Raw genomic sequence first — 24,788 nt, 5'->3', positions numbered from 1 at the left:
TTCAACCACATAAAAACGCTAAGCTTCGTGAAGCGACGTTCGCATACGCGAGATGTGATCATCCCACCCTTTGTCGAGCGCAAGTGTAAGCCCGAATGCCTCCGCACCCTGCGGCAAACCCGAGTGCTCAAGGGACAGACGGGTGCCGCCCTCAATCTCATGTAGCGCCCATTTGACCGTGCTGACTTTGTCGCCCATCGGCGCGATCGTAAACGTGTATTCAAGTTGCTCAAAAGGTCTTGCGACCAAAACATCGCCCCACATCAGCTTGTCGCCGGATGTGGCCCCAAACATCTCATAGCTGCCCTCTGCCAGCACGTCTTTCGGCTTGTGAAACCATATCGCCAGCTTTTCTGGCTCCGTCAAATAGGCCCACACCTGAGCTGGAGTGGCCTGAAGAAAAACGGTTTTCTGTAAAGTGTTCTCGCTCATTGTTTGTCCTTTTCAATTGCTGATTTGAGAGAAGAGAGACGATCATCCCAGAACTGGTCGAAGTACCCGAACCAGTCTCGAACACGCCCCACGCCTTGTTTTTGCAGAGAATTGACACGCGTCCGGCCATCAACGCGCGTCTCAATCAGACCGCCATCACTTAGGATGGTCAGATGTTTTTTAACCGCAGCCCGCGTCATGTCGAAATTTTCAGCGACCTGCGCGATGGTCATGTCTTGATGCGCCAAAAGCATCAAAATTTCGCGGCGCGTTGGATCTGCAAGCGCGCGAAACGCCAAGTGCTCGATCTGGCTCATGACGGCACCTTCGTAGAGGTATCAGAAAAACACCTCTGAAAGCCGTCAATTTGCGTGCGGTGCGCCTTAGGGTTGGCAGCCTCGCTGTAGCGCGTGTCAAAGAAGTACATTGGGGTCATCGGCTTCCATCTTGATACCATTTAGTATCCCTCAAATAAGATACCATTTGGTATTATGTCAAGGCAAATTTGTGAAATCCAGAAAGACCGTTTGATCCGAGGAGACCTTTAAGTGAACTGTTCCGAGATCAACCGCTCTTCGAGGCCATGACCGGGATCAAAAAGAATGCGGTGCGAAATGCTGGGCTCCGATTGAATCTCAACGCTGGCGACATCCCGGTAAGACGTGCCATCCGCATCTGCCATCACCGGCCGCTTTTCCGGCTCCAATACATCAAAGCGCACCTTTGCTGTTTTGGGCAGCAGCGCACCACGCCACCGCCGGGGTCGAAAAGCCGCCATTGCGGTCAGGGCAAGAACATCTGCGCCAATCGGCAGGATCGGCCCATGCGCCGAATAATTATAGGCAGTGGAACCTGCAGGTGTCGCCACCAGCGCACCATCGCAAACCAATTCTTGCATCCGCAAACGCCCATCAACTGTGATCTGCAGCTTGGCTGCCTGTGGCCCCGCCCGCAGCAACGCCACCTCATTCAATGCCAATGCGCGACTTTGGCGGCCATCGGTATGTGTCGCCCTCATGCTGAGCGGATTGATCACGGCCTCTTCAGCAGCGGTCAGGCGTTCCACAAGTTCATCCTCAGCGTAGGCGTTCATCATGAACCCGATGGTCCCGCAATTCATGCCGTAAACGGGGGCTAGCAATTCCAGCGTGTCATGCAGCGTCTGCAACATGAACCCGTCCCCACCAAGTGCGACAATGACATCCGCCTCGGCCAGCGGGGCATTCCCATAGCGCTGGGTAAGCGTTGCATGGGCCGCCTGCGCCACGGGGGCGCGGCTGGCGGCAAAAGCAATCTTGCTGGGCATGAAGTTTCCGATCCGCGTCAGGTGTCCCCAAAAGAACCACATAATTCCCGAGGGGACCAGTGCCGCCGCAACAAACACCTCCAGCGTCGCTTTCCCTGCTTTCCGCGTGGACATGTTTCCGATACGAAACGCCTAACGCAGATGACCCCCATGACAGGAGCATGTCGCCCATGACCGACTTTTTTACCCGTTCCCTCGCCGCCTCGGACCCGGCCGTTTTTGGATCGATCACCTCAGAGTTGGGCCGCCAACGCGACGAGATCGAACTGATCGCCTCTGAGAATATCGTCTCGAACGCCGTGTTGGAAGCGCAAGGCTCCATCATGACCAACAAATACGCTGAAGGCTATCCAGGCCGACGTTACTATGGTGGCTGCCAATACGTTGATGTTGCGGAGAACCTTGCGATCGAACGCGCTTGCCAGCTGTTTGATTGTGGCTTTGCAAACGTCCAACCAAACTCTGGATCCCAAGCCAACCAAGGCGTGTTTCAGGCGCTGCTACAGCCTGGCGATACCATTCTGGGAATGTCGCTTGATGCAGGTGGCCACCTGACCCACGGGGCAAAACCGAACCAATCCGGAAAGTGGTTCAACGCCGTTCAATACGGCGTACGCAAACAGGACAACCTGTTGGATTACGATGAGGTCGAATCCCTCGCCAAAGAACACAAACCCAAGATGATTATTGCAGGCGGTTCTGCCATTCCGCGCCAGATCGATTTCAAACGCATGCGCGAGATCGCCGATATGGTCGGGGCATACCTACATGTGGACATGGCGCATTTTGCAGGACTGGTCGCTGCGGGCGAGCACCCCTCGCCCTTCCCACACGCCCATGTCGCCACAACGACAACGCATAAAACTCTGCGCGGACCGCGCGGCGGCATGATCCTGACCAATGACGAAGCACTGGCAAAAAAGTTCAACTCCGCCATCTTCCCCGGCATTCAGGGTGGTCCCTTGATGCATGTGATCGCAGCCAAGGCAGTCGCTTTTGGTGAAGCTCTGCGGCCAGACTTCAAAGGCTACATCCAGCAGGTCATCACAAACGCACAAGCCTTGAGCGATCAGTTGATCAAAGGCGGCCTCGACACCATCACCCACGGCACGGACACGCATGTGGTGCTGGTCGATCTGCGCCCCAAAGGGGTCAAGGGCAACGCTACAGAAAAAGCCCTCGGCCGCGCATTGATCACCTGCAACAAAAATGGCGTGCCATTTGACCCGGAAAAGCCGACGATCACGTCAGGTATTCGCCTTGGCTCTCCCGCGGGGACAACCCGTGGCTTTGACGCAGCTGATTTCCGCCAGATTGCCGACTGGATTATCGAAGTCGTCGACGGCTTGGCTGCCAACGGTGAAGACGGCAATGCCGAGGTCGAAGCAAAGGTCAAAGCCGAAGTTGCAGGGCTTTGTGCACGATACCCAATGTATACCAACCTTTGATCGAATGGCCTCCTGAACGACAAAGTTTAGGGGGCCAACGCTGAAGCCCATTTGGGTGCAGTAAGGTTGTCATCTTGGGCAACACCCCACTAGATGGAAGGGCCTCTTCTTATGATCATCCACACCGCAGGCAGCCGCCCGCCCGAGGCCGGACCCTCCGATTATTTCACCGGCACCGTTCAGATGGATCCCCTGATTTCCGCACCGGCGCCCGCACGGTTGCGCGGTGTCACCGTGACGTTTTCGGCAGGCGCGCGCACAGCGTGGCATACCCATCCCCTCGGCCAGACGCTGATTGTCACCTCAGGTACAGGTCAGGTGCAAAAAGAGGGCGAGGCCATACAGGCCATACACCCCGGAGATGTCGTCTGGATCGCGCCCGGCGAGAAACATTGGCACGGCGCGACGCCGAACAGCGCCATGACACACATTGCGCTGCAAGAAGCGGATGAGAGCGGCGCAGTTACGTGGATGGAACAGGTTACAGACGCGCAATTCAACTGCAGCTAGCGGGTTTTTGACGCCATTTAATACGCAACCTCGGATGCCCGAAACCAAACGCTACAATCCGCCGGCGTTTCGGGCCTCCCCGTCTTCAAACATAACCCTGCCACCAGAGCCACGCGAAAAACGCCGCCAGCACCAGCAGCAGGTTGAACACCACAGCACCTGCAAGGCTTAACCGCCGACCATTGCGTGCATCACGCACGTCGATCCCCCGCAAATGTGTCGTCACCGCATCAAACGCCACCCGCACAGTGCTTGCGTCCACCTGCCGCGCAAGTTTGGGGTTGCCTGTCATTGCCTGCGCATCAACCAACACCTTTGCCTTCGCGCGTACCCGACGCGGCAAACGCCGGCCGGCCCGCCGCAAACCCTGCGCCAGATCGTCGGTTTTTATGCCGAGCCTCTTTTCAAGCTCGAACAGCAAGGTCTGCACCTTAGCTTCAATGTCCTTTTGAACGTTCATGACCGCACCCTAATCGCACTGGCGTCCCTGCCGCAATGGCACTAGCGTCACCCCATGCTGGCTTATTCTGAATTTGGTGACACCACCCCTTCGCCTGAGCGCCCTGCGCTGATGATTGTTCATGGCCTTTATGGATCTGGTCGCAATTGGGGCGTGATCGCCAAGCGCCTCAGCGACAGCCGTCGCGTCATCATCCTTGATATGCGCAACCACGGACAAAGCCCGCGCGGTGACACCCAAAGCTACCCTGACATGGCCGCTGACCTTTCGGAGCTTATCGACCACTTGGGCGGCCCTGTGGATCTGTGCGGGCATTCTATGGGCGGCAAAGCAGCGATGACCGTCGCCCTGACCCAGCCCGAGCTTTTGCGCCGTCTTGTCGTAGCAGACATCGCCCCTGTCACCTACTCGCACACCCAGATGGCCATGATCACCGCCATGCGCAGTGTGGATCTGTCGTCCCTCACCCGCCGCTCGGACGCCGAAGCACAGCTGGCGAGTGCCGGGATTGAACCTGCGCTCCAGAGTTTCTTCACCCAGTCGCTCGACGTGCCGAACAAAGCATGGCGTCTAAATCTCGACGTACTCGAAGCCGAGATGGACAAGATCATCGGCTTTCCCGAATTGACCGGAACTTTCCCAAACCCGACCCTGTTTCTATCGGGCGGCGCGTCCGATTATGTCCTGCCTGAACACCGAAATACCATCAAACCGTTGTTTCCGGCCGCACGCTTTGCAAAGCTGCCCGGCGCCGGCCACTGGCTTCACGCGGAAAAGCCCCGCGAATTTGAGGCCGCTGTGCGCACATTTCTCGACGCTTAAACGCATACTTTGGCCGCGATTTTTCAACCGTTTGCAGCAGCGCCCCAATCCACCCTTGCAACCAGTCGTGCCATGCCTATAACCCACGACAATTTGCAAATATTACCGGGGGCGATCCAATGCCAAAAAGAACCGACATTCAGTCGATAATGATCATTGGCGCGGGTCCTATTGTTATCGGGCAAGCCTGCGAATTTGACTACTCAGGAGCCCAAGCCTGCAAGGCCCTCAAAGAGGAAGGCTACCGGGTCATTCTGGTCAACTCGAACCCGGCCACGATCATGACGGACCCAGGGTTGGCAGACGCTACCTATATTGAGCCCATCACCCCTGAAATTGTTGCAAAAATCATCGAAAAAGAACGCCCTGACGCGTTATTACCCACCATGGGTGGCCAGACGGGCCTCAACACCTCGCTCGCCCTCGAAGAGATGGGCGTGCTGGATAAATTCAACGTCGAGATGATCGGTGCTAAGCGCGAAGCCATTGAAATGGCTGAGGATCGCAAGCTGTTTCGTGACGCAATGGACCGTTTGGGCATCGAAAACCCCCGCGCGACCATTTGCACGGCTCCCAAGGATGCAAACGGCAAAAAAGACCTCGCTGCTGGTGTGGCGATCGCGCTTGAAAGCATCGAAGATATCGGTCTGCCTGCCATCATCCGCCCCGCCTTTACGATGGGCGGCACCGGTGGCGGCGTTGCGTACAACCGCGAAGATTACGAATTTTTCTGCCGCTCGGGCATGGATGCATCGCCGATGGGCCAGATCCTGATCGACGAATCGCTGTTGGGTTGGAAAGAATTCGAGATGGAAGTGGTACGCGACACGGCCGATAACGCCATCATCGTCTGCGCCATCGAAAACGTTGATCCCATGGGCGTGCACACGGGCGATTCCATTACCGTGGCCCCGGCGCTCACGTTGACGGACAAAGAATACCAGATCATGCGCAACCACTCGATCGCCGTGCTGCGCGAAATCGGTGTCGAAACGGGCGGCTCCAACGTGCAATGGGCCGTTAACCCCGCCGATGGCCGTATGGTTGTGATCGAGATGAACCCGCGGGTGTCGCGCTCTTCTGCGCTTGCCTCCAAAGCGACGGGCTTTCCCATTGCCAAAATCGCCGCAAAACTGGCGGTTGGCTTTACGCTTGATGAATTGGACAACGACATCACTGGCGTCACGCCGGCGAGCTTTGAGCCGTCCATCGATTATGTCGTCACCAAGATCCCAAAATTTGCCTTTGAAAAATTCCCAGGTGCCAAGCCGTACCTGACCACGGCCATGAAATCCGTTGGCGAGGCGATGGCCATCGGGCGCACCATCCATGAAAGCCTGCAAAAAGCACTGGCGTCGATGGAATCCGACCTTACTGGCTTTGACGAAGTCAACATCCCAGGATTTTCTGACGACATGCCGTCAGACGCTCCGCAGAATATCGCAGCCGTAACGAAAGCCATTGCAGAGCAAACCCCAGACCGCATGCGCACCATCGCTCAGGCCATGCGGTATGGCATGTCGGATGATGATATCCACGGCGTCACCATGTTCGACCCTTGGTTCCTTGCACGCATCCGCGAGATCATCGAAGCCGAAGAAGAAGTGCGCGCGAGCGGTCTGCCCGGCGAAGAACACGCCCTGCGTCACCTCAAGATGATGGGCTTTACCGATGCCCGCCTCGCCAATCTGACCGGCCTTTCGGAAAATGACGTGCGCCGCGCCCGGCTCGCACAAGGTGTCAAAGCCGTCTTTAAACGCATCGATACTTGCGCCGCCGAATTTGAGGCGCAGACCCCTTATATGTATTCGACCTATGAGACCCCAATGATGGGGGATGCGGAATGTGAAGCGCGCCCGTCCGATCGCAAAAAGGTCGTCATTCTTGGCGGCGGTCCCAACCGGATCGGCCAAGGGATCGAGTTTGATTACTGTTGCTGTCACGCCTGTTATGCCCTGACAGACGCGGGCTATGAGACGATCATGGTCAACTGTAATCCAGAAACGGTCTCGACGGATTATGACACCTCGGATCGTCTGTATTTTGAGCCACTGACCTTTGAACATGTGATGGAAATCCTGCGGGTTGAGCAGGAGAACGGCACGCTGCACGGTGTGATCGTCCAGTTCGGCGGTCAAACCCCGCTCAAGATCGCCCAGGCCCTACAAGACGAAGGCATCCCGATCCTCGGCACCACGCCCGATATGATCGACCTTGCCGAAGACCGTGAGCGTTTCCAGCAGCTTGTGCAGTCTCTCGGCCTCAAGCAGCCACATAACGGTATCGCGTCAACAGACGAACAAGCCTTTGAGATCGCCAAAGATATCGGCTTTCCACTGGTAATTCGCCCCTCCTACGTCTTGGGGGGTCGCGCGATGGAAATCGTGCGCGATCAGCAAAGCTTGGAGCGCTACATTCGCGAAGCCGTGGTCGTATCGGGCAAAAGTCCCGTGCTGCTCGACAGCTATCTCTCTGGCGCGGTTGAGTTGGACGTGGACGCGCTGTGCGATGGCAAGGACGTGCACGTCGCCGGCATCATGCAGCATATCGAAGAAGCTGGCGTGCACTCAGGTGACAGTGCCTGTTCGTTGCCGCCCTACTCCCTGCCGCGCGACATCATCGTAGAGATCGAAAAACAGACCCATGCATTGGCGCTGGCTCTTAATGTGGTCGGGCTGATGAACATCCAGTTCGCGATCAAAGATGGCGACATCTATCTGATTGAGGTCAACCCTCGCGCCTCGCGCACTGTGCCCTTTGTGGCCAAGGCGACGGATTCAGCGATCGCCTCAATTGCCGCGCGCATCATGGCCGGCGAACCGCTCAGCAACTTCCCACAGCGTGCGCCCTATGCGGCACAAACCGCCTACGAAGACATCTTGCCGCTTGGCGATCCGATGACCCTTGCTGATCCAAATATGCCGTGGTTCTCCGTCAAAGAGGCGGTGCTTCCCTTCGCCCGCTTCCCTGGTGTGGACACGATCTTGGGCCCTGAAATGCGCTCCACCGGCGAGGTCATGGGCTGGGACCGTGATTTCCCTCGCGCGTTCCTCAAGGCACAAATCGGCGCGGGCAATCCCTTGCCGCGCTCAGGCTGTGCGTTCATCTCGATCAAGGATGCCGACAAAACAGGTGACATGCTCAAAGCCGCTGGAATTCTTCTGGACCAAGGTTTTACCCTCATCGCGACCCGCGGAACGGCGGCTTGGTTCAATGAAAACGGCCACACCTGCGCAGTGGTAAATAAGGTCTACGAAGGTCGCCCCGACATCACCGACATGATGAAGGACGAAGAAATCCATCTGGTGATGAACACCACCGAAGGCCAACAAGCCGTAGACGACAGCAAATCCATCCGCTCCATCGCGCTTTATGACCGGATCCCTTATTTCACCACAGCAGCCGGCAGCTATGCCGCAGCGTTGGCGATCAAGGCCCAGGCAGAAGACGACATCGGGGTGAAGTCACTACAGGGGTAAGGCGCGATTCACGTAAACTGCCTGTCTGAGATCAAAGATATCAAAGAAAAACTGTGGAAATGTGCTACGAATTGGTGAGACGTCAAATAGGACCAATTTGAGGATTCACGGCAATGTCGGACAAAGACAAGGTTTTTTCGGGCTCCATCCCTGACATCTACGATGACTATCTCGTACCTCTGATTTTTGAATCCTACGCAAAAGATATGGCACAGAGAGTTGCGCGTGTTGGTCCCAATGCTGTGTTGGAAACAGCTGCAGGAAGCGGTGTGGTCACCCGCGCCCTAGCGCCCTTGCTGAAAGACGAAGCCCGCTATGTCGTGACGGACTTGAATCCACCGATGTTGGACCGAGCGGCAAAGCAGCAGCCCGATGATACTCAAATCGAATGGCAACAGGCCGACGCAATGTCCTTGCCGTTCGATGATGAGACTTTTGATATCATGTGTTGTCAGTTTGGCATGATGTTCCTACCCGACAAAGCGGCGGGATATACCGAAGCATTCCGCATGCTTCGTGAGGGTGGCCAGTTCATCTTCAACGTTTGGGACAAGATCGAGAATAACGAATTTGCACAGAACGTCACCGCGACGGCAACGCGATTTTTCCCCGACGATCCGCCAATTTTCTTGGAGCGGACACCACATGGTTACCATGACATCGCATCCATCAAGAGCGAGCTGCAAAGTGCCGGATTTAGTGGCGTTGAAGTCCACACGATTACCGAACAAAGCCATGCAGAGAACGCCCGCATTCCAGCCATTGCTTATTGCCAAGGCACTCCTTTGCGGAATGAACTGTTAGACCGCGACGCTAGCTGTTTGGACAAAATCACGAACGCCGCGGCAGTAGACATCGAACAGGTCTTCGGTTCGGGCGCAGTTACCGGAAAAATACAGGGGTTTGTTATTGTTGCTTCGAAGTAGGACTCGAGGTTGCCGAGTTCCTCAAGAGGGTTGATTGGCCCTCACTAAAAGCTTCAGTGGTCCAGTTCGAGCCCAATACAATCGTTGCTTTGGCGGTTAAGACCTGAACTACAGAGCTGGGTTTAAGTAGTTCAGAATGGCGGTCATTCGCATCATAACTTTACGAATTACATGGGTGGCGCCGACCTTCTCGGTGTAAATTGCCACGGTACCAACTGCCCCTGGAACCATAAACACGGCATCATCTGGATTGTTGGAATTGATACGTATCAAGAACGGTTCCGAAGTGACATTCACTGCTGCTGCAATTGAGCCGGAGACTTGTGCCTGACCGCCGGAAACTGCTGGAATAACACGGTCCACGGTTCCAAAAATCAGCTTTCCCGGCTGCGTTTTTAAGGCGATTTCAACTTGCTGTCCGTGTTTTATGTGCCTCAGGTATATTTGGTGTATCTGCGCCACGGGTCCAGATTCAGCCGTGTCTACAAAAGCCATGGCCGGTGCGAATGGTAAGCTAACCGCCCTCTGTCCGACAGACAGAGCCATATTGGTCACATAGCCATCGCCTGGCGCGCGAACAATCGTTTGATCTAAGTTCCAGAGAGCCTGGTCCAGACTGGTTTCGGCCTCGGCCAGCTTGGCAACCTTGCCGCTTGGCATGACCGCCCCCAACTCAGCTTCAGCTCGGGTCACTGAGGCGCGAGCCGAGTCCACTGCTGCAGATGCCTGATCCAGATCGCTTGTACGACGATCAAGGCGGTTTTCTGAATAGGTTCCACTTTCCACTAACTTTTTATCGTCGTCATAGCGAGATTGGGCCAAGTCCTTTTGAGCAGTTGCCTGACGCAAGCTGGCTTGCGCTGTTTTCAACGCTTCTAGGTCCTGTACCGACTGCGCCTGGACACGCACTAGGTTGGCCTCGGCAATGTCTACAGATTGCTGAAACGGAACGGGGTCGATGCGAAAAAGGACATCTCCCTTTTTCATCGAAACATTAGGGTTAGCAACAACTTCAACGACTTGCCCTGCAACATTCGGCACGATTTGAACTACACGGGTCATGATGCGAACTGGGCCGGAGGGCGCCCCCCACTGCATTGGGATGAAAAGAAAGATCAACAAAAGAACAATCCAACCACCGGTAGTTGCCCAGGTTGCCTTTGTGTCCGGAAGAACTTTGGCACGGATCAGAACAAAAAGAACCGCCACATAGATGAGCGTGAGAAACACAATCATGACGTTGCCTCCTCATCAGTTTTGGGGAGTTGCTGTTCTGACGATATGTAAAAGGCCCAAACCAGCGCTAGTGGCCAGAACACACCAAGTGCTAACGCACCGAGCCAGCCAGCCACATTCACTGCTTCGTACTGAGGATGGTTGCGTTGCTTAGCAATACGCCCTGGTAGCATGGCCAAAAACACGAAAACAACGATTACCGTGCCAATGATAACGATGAGCACAACCCACGCAAAAATATCTAAAACGCTCACGAGTGCCCCTCCAATTGATTGAAATGAGGTTAACATATTTGGCCGTATTAATGAAAGCAGACAGACTTAAACACTCTCTACCCACTGAACCTTTGCATTTTGAACCGGCTCCCGTCTTTGGCACCCTTTCCAAGTAAACCGGGCCAAATGGTATGCTTCACCATTCGAGATGGAAGCCGCTTTCGGGAAGACACCGATATCAGTTCTTTTGCCGATAAACAGCGGCTGTGAAACGTTCGCGCCGAATTATGTTGAATCGTGGGATAGCCAGAAAGCTCTGCGCCGGGAACGTTCAATCGAACTTTCCCCATCGCCGCTGCGAAGACAGGTCTGAAAGCACGAAACCGCCGTTCATATCACGATACACAGGCTCACGTCGCACGGTCGCATCGAGCCGTAGCATCCACCCCTCCCGCTAAACGAGAAATTATGCTACTTTGTCGGCACCTTTATTAAAGGAGCTGACCAATGCGTCTGTCGATAATTCCCGTCACTGCCCTACTGCTTACAGCCTGTGCGCCTGAGCCAGCGCCCGTCACTGGATCGCTGCCATTCTTTGGGGATGGTTACCGTTTCAAAGGTGACGTTTGTCGCCGTCTTGGGGAATCTGATGCCACAGCAGAGTATCTTGACCACACCGCAGACCTTGTTGGCTGCCCTGAAGATGCAGAAAACCTAGGTGTCTTTGTCATCGACACCAGCGCGGTAGAAGTCGCACGGCAGGATGGCTACGTGATCTATTCAGTGCCGATTTCCTAAGCCCAAACAAAAAAAGGCCCCACAAATGCGAGGCCTCTTTCAACATATTGCAAGCAATCAGGGCAGCAATACGGCGTCGATCGCGTGAATTGTACCGTTTGAGGCCGCAACATCGGCGATGACTACTGTCGCGCCATTTACTTTTACGCCGTCGCTGCCGTTGATCCCCAGCGTTCCGCCTTGCACGGATGTCAGCTTACCGTGCTTGCCTACAAGTGAGCTGGCCGGGTAGTTGCCTGCAACGACATGGTAGGTCAGGATTTTGATCAGCTGGTCTTTGTTTTCTGGCAGCAGCAAGCTGTCGACAGTGCCTTCTGGCAGGGCCGCAAAGGCTGCGTTAGTTGGGGCGAATACTGTGAATGGGCCGGGCCCTTTCAACGTATCGACCAGACCTGCTGCGCCAACGGCTGCGACCAAGGTCGAGAAATCTCCGTTGCCGGATGCCACATCAACGATGTCGCCAGTGCCTGACGTTGTTGCACAACCTGCAACAAGCGCCATAAGGCCTACAGCGCCACCAGTTTTCAAAAGCGTTCTACGGATCATTTTGTCTCTCCATTGGATGTTTGATAAACTGAATACGGGGCGATCATCGCGTCGGATCAAATTTAGTTTACTTTTTTTGATAAAGACAATGATCTGCCCCCCTCCCGTTACGTCATCCATCTCCCCCTTGAGCCCCGCGCACCTTGACCACCCTGGCGTTTTTGGGCCTACTCCGCCAACTCAGAGGAGGCTTCCATGCACATACCTGCGATCACGGGCACCGGTGTTTTCACGCCAGATCAGGTCATTACGAACGCCGAGTTGGTACACGCGTTCAACGCTTACGTTGATCTTTTCAACATCGAAAATGCAGATGCGATTGCAGCCGGTACGCTGGAACCAAAAGCGCATTCCTCAGAAGATTTTATTCTCAAGGCGTCCGGCATTCAGCAACGCCATGTCATAGATAAAACGGGCATCCTTGATCCCAAGGTGATGCACCCGCTGTTGCGCCAACGCAGTGATGACGAGCCGTCCCTGATGGCCGAAATGGCGTTAGACGCGGCGCGCAAAGCCTTGGCACAAGCAGGCAAGCAGGCCACTGACGTTGATGCGGTCATTTGCGCCGCCTCCAACCTTGAACGCGCCTATCCTGCTGTCGCGATTGAGATTCAGGAGCTCTTGGGCATCAACGGTTTCGCCTTCGACATGAATGTCGCGTGTTCCTCTGCGACCTTTGGCATACAGGCCGCTGCAGACATGGTGCGCTCGGGCTCAATCCGCTCCGCACTCGTGTTAAACCCCGAGATTTGCTCGGCCCATCTTGAGTGGCGCGACCGCGATTGTCATTTCATCTTTGGCGACGTAGCCACCGCCACACTAATCGAACGTGCCGAGGACGCTGCAGGTCCGTATTTTGAGATAAAATCAACGCGTTGCGCCACGCAATTCAGCAATAATATCCGCAACAACAACGGCTATCTACGCCGTTCCCGACCAGACGGCATGACCGACAGGCGAGACATGCAGTTTATGCAGAACGGACGTAAAGTGTTCAAAGAAGTGCTGCCAATGGTGTCCGAACACGTCGCGAATCATATGAAGGCAGAAGATATGCAAGCCGATGATTTAAAACGGCTTTGGCTGCATCAGGCGAATAAGTCGATGAACGACTTCATCGGACGCAAGGTACTGGGCCGCACACCTGAGCCAGGTGAGCAGCCAAATATCCTGCAAGACTATGCCAACACGTCATCCGCGGGCTCAATCATTGCATTCTCCAAATATTCCAGTGACTTGAAAGATGGCGACAAAGGGCTGATCTGCTCGTTTGGTGCGGGCTATTCCGTCGGATCCGTCATTGTCGAACGACACGGCTAGAGCGATTTCAGCGATACCCGTTTATGGACGTCTTCGGTGCTTTCAACGCGCTCCGAATAGCGATCCACGAGGTAGTCGGAACGCCCTCGTACCATCCATGTGAATTTCACCAACTCTTCCATCACATCGACAATCCGGGCATAAAACGGCCCCTTGGGAAGGCGGCCTTCGCTGTCAAACTCCAACCAAGCTTTTGGGATACTTGATTGATTGGGAATGGTGACCATCCTCATCCAGCGTCCCAATATCCGCATCTGATTGACGGCATTAAACGATTGCGAACCACCGCTTACCTGCATGATCGCCAGCGTTTTACCTTGGGTCGGGCGGATGCCGCCTTGCAATGACAAGGGCAGCCAATCGATCTGGGATTTCATAATGCCGGTCATCGCCCCGTGGCGCTCTGGGCTGGACCAAACCATCCCTTCGGCCCAGACAGCCATCTCACGCAGCTCGGCGACCTTTGGATGGTCATCCTCTGCGCCATCAGGCTGTGGCAGACCTTTGGGGTCAAAAATGCGGATCTCGCATCCCAGATGCTGCAAAATACGCGCCGATTCCTCGACAGCCCGTCGCGAGTAGCTCTGTTCACGAAGCGACCCATAGAGCAGCAGAATTCGCGGCTTGTGCCCCGGATCACCCGGCGCTTTCAGCGCGTCAATATCGAGGGGTGGCAGTTGATCTAGCGCAAGGCTTTGCAGGTCGTGATCAGACACTTTCGTCCTCAAGATGGAGTTTCATGTCGATCAACACCTGTTGCAACAACGTGGTCTCACGCAGCAGCCGCTTGGCTTCGTTCATGGTGATCTTACCGTCTTCCATCGACTGTTGGTATTCCGACATCAACATCGCAAAACGCTGACTTAAGGCGATAACGTCCGAATACACACCACCTGAGCGCTCTTCATTGGGGCGGCGGTCATCAAAGTTGAGGCCAATCCCCTTCAGTTCCGCCAAAGCAGCAGTCACATGCGGGTAAGACGCCGCATCTTCCAACTGCGCCACAGCATCAACCGGCATAAAGCGGTCCGCATGTTCTTCATTGTCTGAGTAATACCGGCCCAGCGTCGCTTTGGACTTCCCGGTCAACACACAGGCAGGTTCAATGCCCACATCTTTTACCAACGCTTCGGTATGCTTTTTCAGATAGCTGCCATATCCGGCCATACAATTAACCCTGTCTTCAAACCTGTTTACCCGCGTCGCGCGGGGAAAGCCGAGACCCTTTTCCCATTATTGAGCGGGATCGTAAATGTCATTGTTGTATCTGTGCTGATAGCAATATCAGAGGTTCGAGTAACCGGTGACCCTGGCCGGCGTCTTATACTGGTTCGTGTGCTTCTGTTTGGTGGGGGGAGACAGTCTGGAGCAATCTAGCATCATGGCACACGGATCAGATCTATCTGCCTAAGGGCACTTGCGGATTTGGCGCGCCTCGTCGTAACACAGCGACCATGGCAAAGCTTTATTTCAACTATTCCACCATGAATGCAGGCAAATCCACTGTCCTGCTGCAGGCTGCGCACAACTATGTCGAACGCGGCATGATTCCCTATTTGATGACCGCGCATCTGGACAACCGGACCGGTCCTGCGCAAATCGCGTCCCGTATCGGGATCGCGCAACCCGCCGATACTTTCGCGCCGGGTGAGGATTTATTCGCCAAGTTGAAAAAGCGGATTGCCGCCGGTCCCTGTGCTTGCGTGTTCATCGACGAGGCACAATTTTTAAGCGAGCCGCAAGTTTGGCAACTCGCCCGTGCTGTTGACGATCTAAATTTGCCGATCATGTGCTTTGGTTTGCGGGTGGATTTTCGCGGCGCGCTGTTCCCTGGCTCTGCCACATTGCTCGCGCTGGCTGACGAAATGCGCGAAGTGCGCACGATCTGCCATTGCGGCAAGAAAGCAACCATGGTTGTGCGCCAAGGATCAGACGGCAAAGCGCTACGGGACGGTGCTCAAGTGCAAATCGGCGGGAACGAGACCTACGTATCTTTGTGCCGACGTCACTGGCGCAAAGAGGTCGGGGATAAACCCAGCTAAACGGCGTTAGGCGGCAGCTTTCCTGCAAAAAACGCTTTCAAATTATCGACTGCCATCATCATCATATTCACACGGATTTCCTGCGCTGCTGTCCCTAAATGCGGCAACAGCACCACGTTATCCAGATCACGCAAAGCTTGCGGCACGGTGGGCTCAAACTCATAGACATCAAGGCCCGCGCCACCAATCTCGCGGTTCTGCAATGCTGTGATCAAAGCAGCCTCATCGACCACATCACCACGCGCAATATTGATGAGACGTGCATGGGGCTGCATGGCATCAAGCACAGATTTGTCGATCAGGTGCCATGTCTCAGGAGACGCGGGGACCGCCGTGACCAGCACATCAACTTCACCAGCAAGCGCCTTGAGGTCACCGTTATATACCGCATCGAAATCAAGCTCTTTGGCACCGCGCCCTGTGTAGCGCACCTTCATACCAAATCCAAAATGGCAGCGCCGCGCAATCGCTTGACCGATGCGACCCATCCCGACAATCCCAACGGTTTTGCCGCTCAGGTGGAGGCCAAGCATTTGGGTCGGGTGCCAGCCTTCCCACTTGCCGGAACGGACCAGCCGTTCACCTTCACCCGCGCGCCGGGCACTCATCAACATCAGCGTCATCGCGATATCGGCCGTGGCATCCGTAACAGCCCCCGGCGTATTCGTCACAACCACCTCATGCGCCTTTGCTGCGGTCACATCCAAATGGTTATAACCCACACCAAAATTGGCGAGAATCTTGCAGCGTATACTAGGCACTTCCGCAAAAACCTCGGCGGAAAATTGATCACCAAGGGTTGGCAATACCCCATCGAAATTCTGCAATGCTGCACGCAACTCATCCCCGCTCAATGGCCCGGTCAGCTCTCGGGTCGTGACGTCGAACCCCTCGAGTGCGGCATGAATTTCACCTGGCAACGGTCTGGTAACTAGTATCTTTTTCAATGCATGCGCCCTCCGATTGGCACTTCTTGATCAGGCGATAGCAGAACTACAGCACCTGTTTCATCAGGCACGCCCAAGACCAATACCTCGGACATGAAAGGCCCAATCTGGCGCGCGGGAAAGTTCACGACCGCCATGACCTGTCGCCCCACCAACGCAGCCGGCGTGTAGTGCACCGTCAATTGAGCAGATGTCTTGCGCACGCCAATCTCGCCCCCGAAATCAATCCAAAGCTTGATTGCAGGCTTGCGCGCTTCCGGGAATGCCTCAGCCCGCGTCACGCAGCCAACCCGTATGTCGACTTTGAGAAAATCGTCAAAATCAATTTCAGCCACCCGCTAACTCCCTTGATCGATCCGCGGCAGCCTTTACCGCCCGCCGCAGCAACGCTGGAAAACCGTCGGCCTCATTCATCAACACCTCAAGGGCGGCTTGCGTTGTGCCGTTGGGGCTGGTGACATTGACCCGTAATTGCGCGGGCTCTTCTGCGGCCGAAAATGCCAACGCGCCCGCCCCCGCAACAGTTGCCTTTGCCAATTGCATCGAAAGTGCCGGATCCAAGCCTTCGGCTTCACCAGCCGCCGCCAAGGTTTCAATCATGTGAAACACATAGGCCGGGCCCGACCCGCTGACGCCTGTCACTGCGTCGATCTGCGCCTCGTTCTCCAGCCGCACCACCTGCCCCACAGCGGATAAAAGCGCTTCGGCTTCATCCATCCCTTGGCTGCCCGAATGGGCATTGCCTGCAATCGCTGTGATCCCCTGACCGATGGCAGCGGGCGTATTTGGCATCGCGCGAACAATCGGTGTGTTCGTTCCGAGAATATCTTCGAAATAAGTGATCGTGGTACCGGCAGCGATGCTCACAAAAAGCGTGTCGCCATTGCCCATCGCCTGCAACGTCGGCAGCGCATCCGCCATCATCTGCGGTTTAACTGCGACCAAAACGATGGCAGGAACCGCGGGCAATGCCTCGTTCAGATGCAGTCCTTGGTCTTGTAACCAGGCTGAAGGATAAGGATCGTTGACCCAAACAGATGACGGCGGCAGGCCACGCTCCAACCACCCCGCCAACATCGCAGATCCCATCTTGCCACAGCCCAAAAGCACAAGCCCTTGATCAGCAATCCGCGTGTTTTCCATGGTAAGATTCCCTCGATTTATTCGAGAGATTGTTACGCGCGCCCGTAAGCTTCGGCAATGGCCACCTGCAACGCTTGGCGCGGGGTCCGGTCGCCCCAGATCAACAGCTGCATCGCGGGATAGTACCGCTCTGCGCTCAGCACCGCGGCACTGATCATCGTATCGATCTGATCAGGACTGGCGACATGTCCACCCGACAAAACAAGACCGTAGCGGAAAACCGACAGCTTTTGCTCAGGCCAATAGGTAAAGGCACCGGCCCAGCATTGATCATTAATATCATTGAGCAACTCATAAAGCTGCGGAAGTTTCTCTTCGGGCGGCTCCATCTCAAACGTGCAGATCAAGCGTAGGGTTTCGTCAAAGGCGGACCAAGCCAAGGTCAGCGAATACGTCCGCCACTGGCCTTGGACGGCCATCGCTATCTGCTCGTCAGAAATGCGGTCAAAATCCCAGTCATGGTGGGCTGCCAGCGTTTCCACAATGTCGATTGGGTGAATGTCGTCTTCCAGATACTGCTCGGATAGGGTCATTTCGCCACCTCTTTTTTATCTGCTCGCAGGCTGAGGCCGTGTCACGCCCCATCCTTAGGTATTCGCGCTACAGGGTGCCTATACTAGGTACGTCCTATACCAAATATGGTGACGGGCCAGCGACTCTCTGACAACCCCTTATCTTGGGGATAACCCCAAAATCTTGTGGATGAATTGGAAGTTCTCCCCAAAATAGGGTAAAGTGAAAGCCGCAGACGTGAAAAAGCCCCCACAAAATGCGGGGGCTAGGTCGCCCCAACTTGGCGACACATTAATCGATGTAATGGCGCGTCAGCACCGCTCTTGGATCAAGACTTGCCTTCAAGTGCATCCAGACGCGTTTTCAGCGCCTCATTCTCTTCGCGCGCTTTTTGCGCCATCGCACGCACCGCATCGAATTCTTCGCGCGTGACAAAATCCCGGTCCGCCAACCAACGGTCCATCAGACCCTTCATGGCTGTTTCGGCCTCGTCTTTCGCACCTTGGGCGACGCCCATTGCGTTTGTCATTATCTGGCTGATGTCATCGAAAATCTTGTTACGTGATTGCATGTCCGGGTCTCCTACCGTCTGGCTTATTCACTATATGGTGTCTCAACGGACCTGCCGCAAGGTTGACTTCCCCGCGCGGGCGCGCTCAATCAGCGCATGATCGCAATGCTGCCCTTCCCCGATATCGCGCCCGAAATCTTTACGATTGCTTTCGGCAGCTTCAGCTTTTCGCTTCGCTGGTACGCCTTGGCCTATATCGTAGGCATCTTGATTGGATGGCGCGTCGCATTACAGGCCGCAAAAACGTATCGCTTGTGGCGCGATGATACGCCACCAATGACCCCTGCGCAGATCGAAGACATGCTGACGTGGATCATCCTCGGCGTCATTCTGGGCGGGCGTCTGGGGTATGTGCTGTTTTATCAGCCCGGCGTCTATCTCTCTGAACCTGCGCGAATTCTGCAGGTCTGGGAAGGCGGGATGTCCTTTCACGGTGGCGCGCTTGGGGTCATCGGTGCGGCACTGATCTATACGTGGCGCAACAAATTGCCCTGTGTCTCGACTGGCGATCTGATTTGCCTTGGCCTTGCACCTGGTTTGTTGCTGGGACGTATCGCAAATTTCATCAATGCAGAACTTTGGGGCCGCCCAACCGACCTGCCGTGGGGCGTCGCCTTTCCAACGCAGGCCGCGCAGTACTGCCCTGATATCGCCGGCATTTGTGCCCGCCATCCCTCCCAACTTTACGAAGCCCTTTTGGAAGGGCTTGTCCTTGGGGGCGTTTTGATCTGGATGGCATGGCGGCGCGGTGCGCTTAAACACGAGGGGCGGATCACCGGCACGTTCCTAGCAGGATACGGGCTCGCCCGCTTTGCCGTGGAGTTTTTCCGTCAGCCCGATGCCCAGTTTGTAACGGAGGGAAACCCTCTTGGCTTGGCTTGGCAATTGGCAGGATACGGCCTGACCATGGGACAGATTTTGTGTATTCCGATGATCGCCGTGGGCGCTATTCTCATCGGACGTGCCCGCAGCACCACATGAGCCTGCAGGACCTGATCACCGCCCAGATCACGGCTCAGGGGCCGATCAGCGTGGCAGAATATATGTCCACCTGCCTAATGCATCCGACACTTGGGTATTACACCACGGCGCACCCTTTCGGGCAGGCCGGCGATTTTGTCACCGCGCCTGAGATCAGCCAAATGTTTGGGGAATTGATCGGGTTGGCACTCGCCCAAACCTGGCTTGATCAGGGATCACCAACCCCCTTCACCCTCGCAGAGCTCGGACCCGGGCGCGGCACCCTGATGGCCGACATTCTGCGTGCGACCCGCTCTGTGCCCGGCTTTTTAGACGCGGCTGACATGGTCTTGCTCGAGGCGTCGCCTTCCTTGCGCGAGACCCAATCGACCTTACTGCCGCAGGCCAGATGGATCGACCACATCGATGAACTGCCTGAACGCCCTTTGCTGCTGATCGCAAATGAATTTTTCGACGCGCTGCCCATCCGCCAATTTGTTCGAGACGACACACGTTGGCGCGAACGGCAAATCGGCCTCAGGGATAACGCGCTGACTTTCGGCCTTGGCCCCGCATCTGTGCAGCCTGCGCTAGCGCACCGGCTTGAGGACACCAAACACGGTGATATGGTCGAAGACTGCCCCACTGCCGCGCCAATGCTGAGCGTCGTTGCCGCGCGCATCGCAACCCATGGCGGCGCAGCGCTCGTGATCGACTATGGTGACTGGCGCAGCTTAGGTGACACCCTCCAAGCGGCACAAAACCACCGAACCGTCGATCCGCTGACCGATCCGGGCAAATCCGACCTGACCGCACATGTTGATTTTGAAGCACTTATCCAATCCTGCGCGCCCTGCACCCATAGCCGTGTGACGCCGCAAGGTGTGTTTCTTGAGCGCCTCGGCATTACGGCGCGTGCCCAAATGCTCGCCGCCAATTTGACCGGACCCGCGCTGGAAACTCACATCGCCACACATCGACGGTTGACGCACCCGACGGAAATGGGAAACCTGTTCAAAGTAGTTGGCCTTGTTCCTCAAGGCACAGCCCTACCTCCGGGATTGGAACCATGACACTAGAAATTTTGACGGCAGACAGCCTCGCCCCATTGCGCCATGGTTTTTTTACCCGTCGGGGCGGCGCTTCATCGGGGGTGTTTTCCGGGTTAAACTGTGGGAGCGGGTCATCCGATCAGTCCGAAATTGTCACCATCAACCGCAACCGTGTGGCCAGTGCTATGTCGGTAGAACCTGAAAACCTCGTCGGCGTTCATCAAATCCATTCCCCCGACGTCGTTACGGTCACGGGCCCACTTGCTGACAAACCGCGCGCAGATGCAATGGTTACAGCCATGCCCGGGCTGGCCCTGTCGGTGCTCACGGCCGATTGCCAGCCTGTGTTATTTGCCGACGCAGAAGCGGGTGTGATTGGTGCCGCCCATGCTGGGTGGCGCGGCGCACTTGATGGCGTTCTGCAAGCCACGGTCGATGCTATGGTCAGCCTAGGGGCAGAACGTGAAAGCGTCGTTGCCGTTATCGGTCCCGCCATCAGCCAAACCGCCTATGAGGTCGGCCCGGAGTTCATGGACAGTTTCATAGCGAAAGACCCAGAATATTCACGGTTCTTCGCCCAAGGCAGCGGAGATCGTTTAATGTTTGACCTACCAGGGTTTGGCCTTGACCGGTTGCGAGATGCTGGGGTGGGCCTGGCGGAATGGACTCGCCATTGCACTTTCTCTGATCCGGATCGGTTTTATTCTTATCGCCGTACCACCCACGCCAAGGAAGCCGACTATGGCCGCATGATCGCGGCCATCGCTCTTTGACACGGGCTCAATTGCGGCAAAACATGACCGGCAATTGCCATATTCAGGTGGGCTGAGTTGCTGCCGGCACCATAAACCCGCCATTTTAGCCCAACAAACTAGGGTTAACGGATGAATGCGGCCAGAAGGCATAATTCGCCAAAACTCTTAGGCAACTTTTTCTATTTTCCATGATCCCGCCCTAATGAAACCCGATTGCACCGTCATGTTTAAAGGCAATCAGGGACAAAACAGTGCCCAAGACACGGCAGGAGATGAACATGAAAACCAACAAACGCTTTACCAAGTCGATCACTGAAACTGCGGCAAAGAATGATACCGTGATGCCTTGGGCACGTGGTGCACGTCGCGCAGCGTTTATCGCCAAGCGCACCGCTGAACCTCTTCGCAAGTCGGCCTAACCGGACCCACCAATTATTCCCATACGGCACGTCTGTATCCCCCGGACGCCGTTAAAAGGCCCCTCGTGCGTTGATTCGCGCGGGGGGTTTCTTGTTTGCAGCCAATTGTGGCAGTGCCGGAAAGTCGGCCGAAACAAATCCATAGAATTTCGTCAGATTGATGCCCATTTTTGCTTCAATGTCTTCCAAACTTTGACAATTGGGCGATTTGATGGCGATTTAGTCCACCTAAGAGACACGAAGTAACAAGTATTCGTTATTTCCGTCGTTGTTGGTGGGGACCGACGCGGATGTGACCAACCGATATGGTGATCGCATGACATTAACTGCCACGACCACGCGCGCGTATGTCCAAACCCAGAGTGGAGTGAACGCAATCGCCCCCAGATCTGCCGATATGCGCGGCTCGGCTTTGCAGACCCAATCGAAGCGGAGTTTCGAGGTGACGGCCCTGCGTAGCGACGGGTCTCTCTTTATCGGTCAATCCAGAGGCCCTGCTATTCCTTTGTTCGAATCCGCCTTTTCCGCCTTCGCGCGCGGCAGTTTGATCCAGACAACCATGGGTCCCGTTGCTGTCGAAGACCTTCAACCCGGCGACATGATCGAGACGTCCACCAAAGAACCCGCCAAGCTTATTTGGATCGGGTCCTCGTCTTTTGTGCCCGCAGAGACTGGCAGGCGCACCCCGTTGATCCGGTTCATGGCCGATAGTTTTGGTGAAAGCCGCCCCAGCGCGTTTTTGACTGTGGGTCCGGGTGCCCGCATTCTCCAAACACCACCCGCTTTGCGCGCAATAGCTGACGGTCAGCAATTGCTGACCCCGGCCCGCCAATTTGTAGATGGTGTGAATGTGATCGAGGTGGCTCCACCGACGCCCGTTCGGCTTTTCCACATTTGTTTGTCGCGTCATGCGGTGATCAAGGTCGGTGGATTGGAGATGGAAACGTTTCATCCCGGTGCCAACACCACACGCGATATCAGCCACGCCCTAAGGGATCGGTTTTTGTCGCTCTTTCCGCAGATTGGCCATATCTCTGACTTCGGCCCGCTTGCGCATCAACGTGCACCAAAAGAGGACACATTGATTGGCTAGCTCAAGCTTTGACGCTGAGCCGTTCTTCAAGCACGTCAAAGGGAACGCCGGGATCATCCTTGGCCCCTCGGATAACAAGGCTCGTCTTAACGCTTGCTACATTAGGCGTGGTTAGCAATTTGCTGGTCAAAAAGCTCTGAAAGCTCGACAGATCTGGGGCCACACATTTGAGGATGAAATCAACCTCACCGTTCAACATGTGACACTCGCGCACCAATGGCCAACTGCGGCATTTATCCTCAAAGGCACTTAGGTCTGTTTCAGCTTGGCTCGCGAGCCCCACCATTGCAAAAACCTGCACCTCAAACCCGAGTTCGCGCGCGTCCACATCCGCATGATAGCCACGGATCATACCTTGCTCTTCGAGCGTGCGCACCCGGCGCAGACAAGGTGGCGCAGAAATACCAACGCGTTTGGCCAGCTCGACATTCGTCATGCGCCCGTCTGATTGCAGCTCAGCCAGAATTTTCCGATCAATAGGATCGAGACGTGTGCCTGCCATAAAAGCCCCCAGCAAATTTGCAATTATTATAGCATCACCACTCGCACGCGCAATAATGTTTCACAAGAGCGCAACAATCTTTCTGAGCGCGAAAAGAAACTCACCGAGGTGCCGCGTCGTTACTCATGCAAATTCCAATACAGCGACAACGAGGGGTTTAAGCCCACCCGGCTGATCGCTATATCATCTTGGCTGCCGCAAAACACCTTGAAGGGGACCAACATGGCCGAGACGCGTACTACAAAGCTTTTGATTATTGGCTCCGGTCCGGCGGGTTATACCGCTGGTGTTTACGGGAGTCGTGCGATGCTCGATCCTATTTTGGTTCAAGGTATTGAGCCCGGTGGCCAGTTGACCACTACCACCGAGGTCGAAAACTGGCCCGGCGACACCGAAGTTCAAGGCCCCGACCTGATGGTTCGCATGGAGGCGCATGCCAAGGCGATGGGCACCGAAATTATCGGAGACATCATTATCGATCTGGACCTGTCCAGCCGCCCTTTCAAAGCCAAGGGCGACAGCGGCACAACCTACGTAGCCGATGCTGTCATTTTGGCGACTGGTGCACGGGCCAAATGGCTCGGGATGGAAAGCGAAGAGAAATTCAAAGGCTTCGGCGTAAGTGCTTGTGCCACCTGTGATGGATTTTTCTACCGCAACCAAGAGATTGTCGTGATCGGCGGAGGCAATACAGCTGTGGAAGAAGCGCTGTTTTTGACCAAATTTGCCTCCAAGGTGACCCTGGTGCATCGCCGCGATGAGTTGCGCGCCGAAAAGATCTTGATCGATCGGTTGATGAAGAACCCCAAGATTGAGCCTCTGTGGTTCCACGAGCTGCATGAAGTTTACGGCACCGAAAACCCGCTAGGCGTTGAAGGTATTAAGGTGAAGCACACCAAAACTGGTGAAATCACCGACATCGCGGCCAAAGGTGTTTTTGTGGCCATCGGGCATGCTCCTGCGAACGAGCTGGTTAAGGACACGCTCGAAACGCATATGGGCGGCTATGTGGTGACCAAACCGGACAGCACTGAAACCTCGATACCGGGCGTTTTTGCGGCTGGCGATTTGACTGATCATGAATACCGTCAAGCGGTCACCAGCGCCGGAATGGGCTGTATGGCAGCGCTTGAGGCGGAGCGCTTCTTGTCCCAAGAAGGTGACGAGACGGCCGTGCAAAGCGAACAACCTCAGACTGAGGAAGCGTAGCTAAACAAATACGTCTACCCCAAGCCCTGCAAAAATCGCACATCCGCCATGCATTCGCCTAAAAACAGGTTGAAACGCTTGAAC

General features: G+C 55.5%; 29 protein-coding genes. 14 read left to right on the top strand and 15 right to left on the bottom strand.

The window, feature by feature from the left end; all coding sequences use genetic code 11:
- Positions 1 to 18: 18 nt before the first annotated feature.
- The 3 genes from C1J03_RS04715 to C1J03_RS04705 all read right to left on the bottom strand — a co-directional run bounded on the left by C1J03_RS04715 (position 19) and on the right by C1J03_RS04705 (position 1,738).
- Positions 19 to 432: an SRPBCC family protein gene (locus C1J03_RS04715; protein ID WP_114884214.1), complete on the bottom strand. Its 414-nt coding sequence runs from the start codon at positions 430 to 432 to the stop codon at positions 19 to 21.
- Positions 429 to 749 (bottom strand): ArsR/SmtB family transcription factor, encoded by a 321-nt coding sequence (locus C1J03_RS04710; protein WP_114884212.1) that lies wholly within the window; start codon positions 747 to 749, stop codon positions 429 to 431. The genes C1J03_RS04715 and C1J03_RS04710 overlap by 4 nt, the downstream gene beginning before the upstream one ends.
- Positions 750 to 976: 227 nt before the next feature.
- Positions 977 to 1,738 carry an NAD kinase gene (locus tag C1J03_RS04705; protein WP_114888843.1) on the bottom strand — a complete coding sequence of 254 codons (762 nt, stop codon included), beginning with the start codon at positions 1,736 to 1,738 and terminating at the stop codon, positions 977 to 979.
- 170 nt (positions 1,739 to 1,908) lie between these two features.
- Between C1J03_RS04705 and glyA the strand changes: the two genes are divergently transcribed.
- Positions 1,909 to 3,186, top strand: coding sequence for a serine hydroxymethyltransferase (gene glyA, locus C1J03_RS04700; RefSeq protein WP_114884210.1), 1,278 nt, complete (start codon positions 1,909 to 1,911; stop codon positions 3,184 to 3,186).
- A 111-nt stretch (positions 3,187 to 3,297) separates the two neighbouring features.
- Positions 3,298 to 3,696 (top strand): (R)-mandelonitrile lyase, encoded by a 399-nt coding sequence (locus C1J03_RS04695; RefSeq protein ID WP_114884208.1) that lies wholly within the window; start codon positions 3,298 to 3,300, stop codon positions 3,694 to 3,696.
- 85 nt (positions 3,697 to 3,781) lie between these two features.
- On the opposite strand, the gene C1J03_RS04690 is transcribed toward C1J03_RS04695, so the two are convergent.
- Positions 3,782 to 4,156 (bottom strand): hypothetical protein, encoded by a 375-nt coding sequence (locus C1J03_RS04690; RefSeq protein WP_114884206.1) that lies wholly within the window; start codon positions 4,154 to 4,156, stop codon positions 3,782 to 3,784.
- A gap of 54 nt (positions 4,157 to 4,210) precedes the next feature.
- Here C1J03_RS04690 and C1J03_RS04685 point away from each other — a divergent pair, with 54 nt between their 5' ends.
- The 3 genes from C1J03_RS04685 (at position 4,211) to C1J03_RS04675 (ending at position 9,383) form a co-directional block, all read left to right on the top strand.
- Positions 4,211 to 4,978 carry an alpha/beta fold hydrolase gene (locus C1J03_RS04685; RefSeq protein ID WP_114884204.1) on the top strand — a complete coding sequence of 256 codons (768 nt, stop codon included), beginning with the start codon at positions 4,211 to 4,213 and terminating at the stop codon, positions 4,976 to 4,978.
- A 119-nt stretch (positions 4,979 to 5,097) separates the two neighbouring features.
- Positions 5,098 to 8,457 carry a carbamoyl-phosphate synthase large subunit gene (carB, locus tag C1J03_RS04680; RefSeq protein ID WP_114884202.1) on the top strand — a complete coding sequence of 1,120 codons (3,360 nt, stop codon included), beginning with the start codon at positions 5,098 to 5,100 and terminating at the stop codon, positions 8,455 to 8,457.
- Positions 8,458 to 8,570: 113 nt separating this feature from the next.
- The gene (locus C1J03_RS04675) at positions 8,571 to 9,383 is read left to right on the top strand and encodes a class I SAM-dependent methyltransferase (protein ID WP_114884200.1); all 813 of its coding nucleotides are present in this window, start codon (positions 8,571 to 8,573) and stop codon (positions 9,381 to 9,383) included.
- Between the two features lie 108 nt (positions 9,384 to 9,491).
- Here C1J03_RS04675 and C1J03_RS04670 read toward each other — a convergent pair whose 3' ends face one another.
- Positions 9,492 to 10,619, bottom strand: coding sequence for an HlyD family secretion protein (locus C1J03_RS04670; protein ID WP_114884198.1), 1,128 nt, complete (start codon positions 10,617 to 10,619; stop codon positions 9,492 to 9,494).
- Positions 10,616 to 10,873: a DUF3302 domain-containing protein gene (locus C1J03_RS04665; RefSeq protein ID WP_114884196.1), complete on the bottom strand. Its 258-nt coding sequence runs from the start codon at positions 10,871 to 10,873 to the stop codon at positions 10,616 to 10,618. The genes C1J03_RS04670 and C1J03_RS04665 overlap by 4 nt, the downstream gene beginning before the upstream one ends.
- A 468-nt stretch (positions 10,874 to 11,341) precedes the next feature.
- On the opposite strand from C1J03_RS04665, the gene C1J03_RS04660 reads away from it, so the two are divergent.
- Complete coding sequence (locus C1J03_RS04660; protein ID WP_114884194.1) at positions 11,342 to 11,632, top strand: hypothetical protein; 291 nt, start codon at positions 11,342 to 11,344, stop codon at positions 11,630 to 11,632.
- A 57-nt stretch (positions 11,633 to 11,689) separates the two neighbouring features.
- Here the strand turns inward: C1J03_RS04660 and C1J03_RS04655 are convergent, their stop codons facing one another.
- The gene (locus C1J03_RS04655) at positions 11,690 to 12,178 is read right to left on the bottom strand and encodes a fasciclin domain-containing protein (RefSeq protein WP_114888842.1); all 489 of its coding nucleotides are present in this window, start codon (positions 12,176 to 12,178) and stop codon (positions 11,690 to 11,692) included.
- Between the two features lie 195 nt (positions 12,179 to 12,373).
- Between C1J03_RS04655 and C1J03_RS04650 the strand changes: the two genes are divergently transcribed.
- On the top strand, positions 12,374 to 13,498 hold the full coding sequence (locus C1J03_RS04650; RefSeq protein WP_114884192.1) for a beta-ketoacyl-ACP synthase III: 1,125 nt from the start codon (positions 12,374 to 12,376) through the stop codon (positions 13,496 to 13,498).
- On the opposite strand, the gene arsH is transcribed toward C1J03_RS04650, so the two are convergent.
- Positions 13,495 to 14,214 carry an arsenical resistance protein ArsH gene (arsH, locus tag C1J03_RS04645; protein WP_114884190.1) on the bottom strand — a complete coding sequence of 240 codons (720 nt, stop codon included), beginning with the start codon at positions 14,212 to 14,214 and terminating at the stop codon, positions 13,495 to 13,497. The two genes, C1J03_RS04650 and arsH, sit on opposite strands and share 4 nt — an antisense overlap.
- Positions 14,207 to 14,665 (bottom strand): hypothetical protein, encoded by a 459-nt coding sequence (locus C1J03_RS04640; RefSeq protein WP_114884187.1) that lies wholly within the window; start codon positions 14,663 to 14,665, stop codon positions 14,207 to 14,209. Before C1J03_RS04640 ends, arsH begins: the two co-directional genes overlap by 8 nt.
- A gap of 287 nt (positions 14,666 to 14,952) precedes the next feature.
- Here C1J03_RS04640 and C1J03_RS04635 point away from each other — a divergent pair, with 287 nt between their 5' ends.
- Positions 14,953 to 15,540: a thymidine kinase gene (locus C1J03_RS04635; protein ID WP_114884185.1), complete on the top strand. Its 588-nt coding sequence runs from the start codon at positions 14,953 to 14,955 to the stop codon at positions 15,538 to 15,540.
- Here the strand turns inward: C1J03_RS04635 and C1J03_RS04630 are convergent.
- The 5 genes from C1J03_RS04630 to C1J03_RS04610 form a co-directional block, all read right to left on the bottom strand.
- Entirely contained in the window at positions 15,537 to 16,487 is a 951-nt protein-coding gene (locus C1J03_RS04630) for a 2-hydroxyacid dehydrogenase (protein ID WP_114884183.1), read from the bottom strand. The genes C1J03_RS04635 and C1J03_RS04630 overlap by 4 nt on opposite strands.
- Positions 16,484 to 16,822, bottom strand: a complete 339-nt coding sequence (locus C1J03_RS04625) for a tRNA-binding protein (protein ID WP_114884180.1) — start codon at positions 16,820 to 16,822, stop codon at positions 16,484 to 16,486. Before C1J03_RS04625 ends, C1J03_RS04630 begins: the two co-directional genes overlap by 4 nt.
- The gene (gene proC / locus C1J03_RS04620; RefSeq protein WP_114884178.1) at positions 16,815 to 17,630 is read right to left on the bottom strand and encodes a pyrroline-5-carboxylate reductase; all 816 of its coding nucleotides are present in this window, start codon (positions 17,628 to 17,630) and stop codon (positions 16,815 to 16,817) included. Before proC ends, C1J03_RS04625 begins: the two co-directional genes overlap by 8 nt.
- Positions 17,631 to 17,662: 32 nt before the next feature.
- Positions 17,663 to 18,163 (bottom strand): YbjN domain-containing protein, encoded by a 501-nt coding sequence (locus tag C1J03_RS04615; protein ID WP_114884176.1) that lies wholly within the window; start codon positions 18,161 to 18,163, stop codon positions 17,663 to 17,665.
- 308 nt (positions 18,164 to 18,471) lie between these two features.
- Entirely contained in the window at positions 18,472 to 18,714 is a 243-nt protein-coding gene (locus C1J03_RS04610; RefSeq protein ID WP_114884174.1) for an accessory factor UbiK family protein, read from the bottom strand.
- Between the two features lie 96 nt (positions 18,715 to 18,810).
- On the opposite strand from C1J03_RS04610, the gene lgt reads away from it, so the two are divergent.
- The 5 genes from lgt (at position 18,811) to C1J03_RS04590 (ending at position 22,993) form a co-directional block, all read left to right on the top strand.
- A complete protein-coding gene (gene lgt, locus C1J03_RS04605; protein ID WP_114884172.1) occupies positions 18,811 to 19,695 on the top strand; it encodes a prolipoprotein diacylglyceryl transferase in 885 nt (294 codons plus the stop codon).
- Positions 19,692 to 20,747: a class I SAM-dependent methyltransferase gene (locus tag C1J03_RS04600; protein ID WP_114884170.1), complete on the top strand. Its 1,056-nt coding sequence runs from the start codon at positions 19,692 to 19,694 to the stop codon at positions 20,745 to 20,747. The genes lgt and C1J03_RS04600 overlap by 4 nt, the downstream gene beginning before the upstream one ends.
- Complete coding sequence (pgeF, locus tag C1J03_RS04595; protein WP_114884167.1) at positions 20,744 to 21,499, top strand: peptidoglycan editing factor PgeF; 756 nt, start codon at positions 20,744 to 20,746, stop codon at positions 21,497 to 21,499. The genes C1J03_RS04600 and pgeF overlap by 4 nt, the downstream gene beginning before the upstream one ends.
- A gap of 260 nt (positions 21,500 to 21,759) precedes the next feature.
- Positions 21,760 to 21,900, top strand: a complete 141-nt coding sequence (locus C1J03_RS25535) for a hypothetical protein (protein WP_174234439.1) — start codon at positions 21,760 to 21,762, stop codon at positions 21,898 to 21,900.
- 316 nt (positions 21,901 to 22,216) lie between these two features.
- Complete coding sequence (locus C1J03_RS04590; RefSeq protein ID WP_254694175.1) at positions 22,217 to 22,993, top strand: Hint domain-containing protein; 777 nt, start codon at positions 22,217 to 22,219, stop codon at positions 22,991 to 22,993.
- Between the two features lies 1 nt (position 22,994).
- Here the strand turns inward: C1J03_RS04590 and C1J03_RS04585 are convergent, their stop codons facing one another.
- The gene (locus C1J03_RS04585; RefSeq protein ID WP_114884164.1) at positions 22,995 to 23,495 is read right to left on the bottom strand and encodes an Lrp/AsnC family transcriptional regulator; all 501 of its coding nucleotides are present in this window, start codon (positions 23,493 to 23,495) and stop codon (positions 22,995 to 22,997) included.
- A 222-nt stretch (positions 23,496 to 23,717) separates the two neighbouring features.
- Between C1J03_RS04585 and trxB the strand changes: the two genes are divergently transcribed.
- Positions 23,718 to 24,704, top strand: coding sequence for a thioredoxin-disulfide reductase (gene trxB, locus C1J03_RS04580; protein ID WP_114884162.1), 987 nt, complete (start codon positions 23,718 to 23,720; stop codon positions 24,702 to 24,704).
- Positions 24,705 to 24,788: the final 84 nt, after the last annotated feature.

Origin of the sequence: Sulfitobacter sp. SK012, assembly GCF_003352085.1 — a bacterium.
Classification (GTDB): Bacteria; Pseudomonadota; Alphaproteobacteria; order Rhodobacterales; family Rhodobacteraceae; genus Sulfitobacter.
Note: the sequence above shows the minus strand (reverse complement) of the source record. Positions and strands in the feature narration are given on the sequence as shown.

Excerpts from the sequence above, each read along its gene's own strand:
- C1J03_RS04690 (WP_114884206.1), bottom strand. The coding sequence starts at position 4,156 with ATGAACGTTCAAAAGGACATTGAAGCTAAGGTGCAGACCTTGCTGTTC.
- C1J03_RS04710 (WP_114884212.1), bottom strand. The coding sequence starts at position 749 with ATGAGCCAGATCGAGCACTTGGCGTTTCGCGCGCTTGCAGATCCAACG.
- pgeF (WP_114884167.1), top strand. The coding sequence starts at position 20,744 with ATGACACTAGAAATTTTGACGGCAGACAGCCTCGCCCCATTGCGCCAT.
- C1J03_RS04590 (WP_254694175.1), top strand. The coding sequence starts at position 22,217 with ATGACATTAACTGCCACGACCACGCGCGCGTATGTCCAAACCCAGAGT.
- lgt (WP_114884172.1), top strand. The coding sequence starts at position 18,811 with ATGATCGCAATGCTGCCCTTCCCCGATATCGCGCCCGAAATCTTTACG.
- C1J03_RS04585 (WP_114884164.1), bottom strand. The coding sequence starts at position 23,495 with ATGGCAGGCACACGTCTCGATCCTATTGATCGGAAAATTCTGGCTGAG.
- C1J03_RS04635 (WP_114884185.1), top strand. The coding sequence starts at position 14,953 with ATGGCAAAGCTTTATTTCAACTATTCCACCATGAATGCAGGCAAATCC.
- trxB (WP_114884162.1), top strand. The coding sequence starts at position 23,718 with ATGGCCGAGACGCGTACTACAAAGCTTTTGATTATTGGCTCCGGTCCG.
- C1J03_RS04715 (WP_114884214.1), bottom strand. The coding sequence starts at position 432 with ATGAGCGAGAACACTTTACAGAAAACCGTTTTTCTTCAGGCCACTCCA.
- C1J03_RS04685 (WP_114884204.1), top strand. The coding sequence starts at position 4,211 with ATGCTGGCTTATTCTGAATTTGGTGACACCACCCCTTCGCCTGAGCGC.
- C1J03_RS04650 (WP_114884192.1), top strand. The coding sequence starts at position 12,374 with ATGCACATACCTGCGATCACGGGCACCGGTGTTTTCACGCCAGATCAG.
- C1J03_RS04670 (WP_114884198.1), bottom strand. The coding sequence starts at position 10,619 with ATGATTGTGTTTCTCACGCTCATCTATGTGGCGGTTCTTTTTGTTCTG.
- proC (WP_114884178.1), bottom strand. The coding sequence starts at position 17,630 with ATGGAAAACACGCGGATTGCTGATCAAGGGCTTGTGCTTTTGGGCTGT.
- glyA (WP_114884210.1), top strand. The coding sequence starts at position 1,909 with ATGACCGACTTTTTTACCCGTTCCCTCGCCGCCTCGGACCCGGCCGTT.
- C1J03_RS04610 (WP_114884174.1), bottom strand. The coding sequence starts at position 18,714 with ATGCAATCACGTAACAAGATTTTCGATGACATCAGCCAGATAATGACA.
- C1J03_RS04615 (WP_114884176.1), bottom strand. The coding sequence starts at position 18,163 with ATGACCCTATCCGAGCAGTATCTGGAAGACGACATTCACCCAATCGAC.
- C1J03_RS04675 (WP_114884200.1), top strand. The coding sequence starts at position 8,571 with ATGTCGGACAAAGACAAGGTTTTTTCGGGCTCCATCCCTGACATCTAC.
- C1J03_RS04705 (WP_114888843.1), bottom strand. The coding sequence starts at position 1,738 with ATGCCCAGCAAGATTGCTTTTGCCGCCAGCCGCGCCCCCGTGGCGCAG.
- C1J03_RS04695 (WP_114884208.1), top strand. The coding sequence starts at position 3,298 with ATGATCATCCACACCGCAGGCAGCCGCCCGCCCGAGGCCGGACCCTCC.
- C1J03_RS04660 (WP_114884194.1), top strand. The coding sequence starts at position 11,342 with ATGCGTCTGTCGATAATTCCCGTCACTGCCCTACTGCTTACAGCCTGT.
- C1J03_RS04640 (WP_114884187.1), bottom strand. The coding sequence starts at position 14,665 with ATGGCCGGATATGGCAGCTATCTGAAAAAGCATACCGAAGCGTTGGTA.
- C1J03_RS25535 (WP_174234439.1), top strand. The coding sequence starts at position 21,760 with ATGAAAACCAACAAACGCTTTACCAAGTCGATCACTGAAACTGCGGCA.
- C1J03_RS04600 (WP_114884170.1), top strand. The coding sequence starts at position 19,692 with ATGAGCCTGCAGGACCTGATCACCGCCCAGATCACGGCTCAGGGGCCG.
- carB (WP_114884202.1), top strand. The coding sequence starts at position 5,098 with ATGCCAAAAAGAACCGACATTCAGTCGATAATGATCATTGGCGCGGGT.
- C1J03_RS04655 (WP_114888842.1), bottom strand. The coding sequence starts at position 12,178 with ATGATCCGTAGAACGCTTTTGAAAACTGGTGGCGCTGTAGGCCTTATG.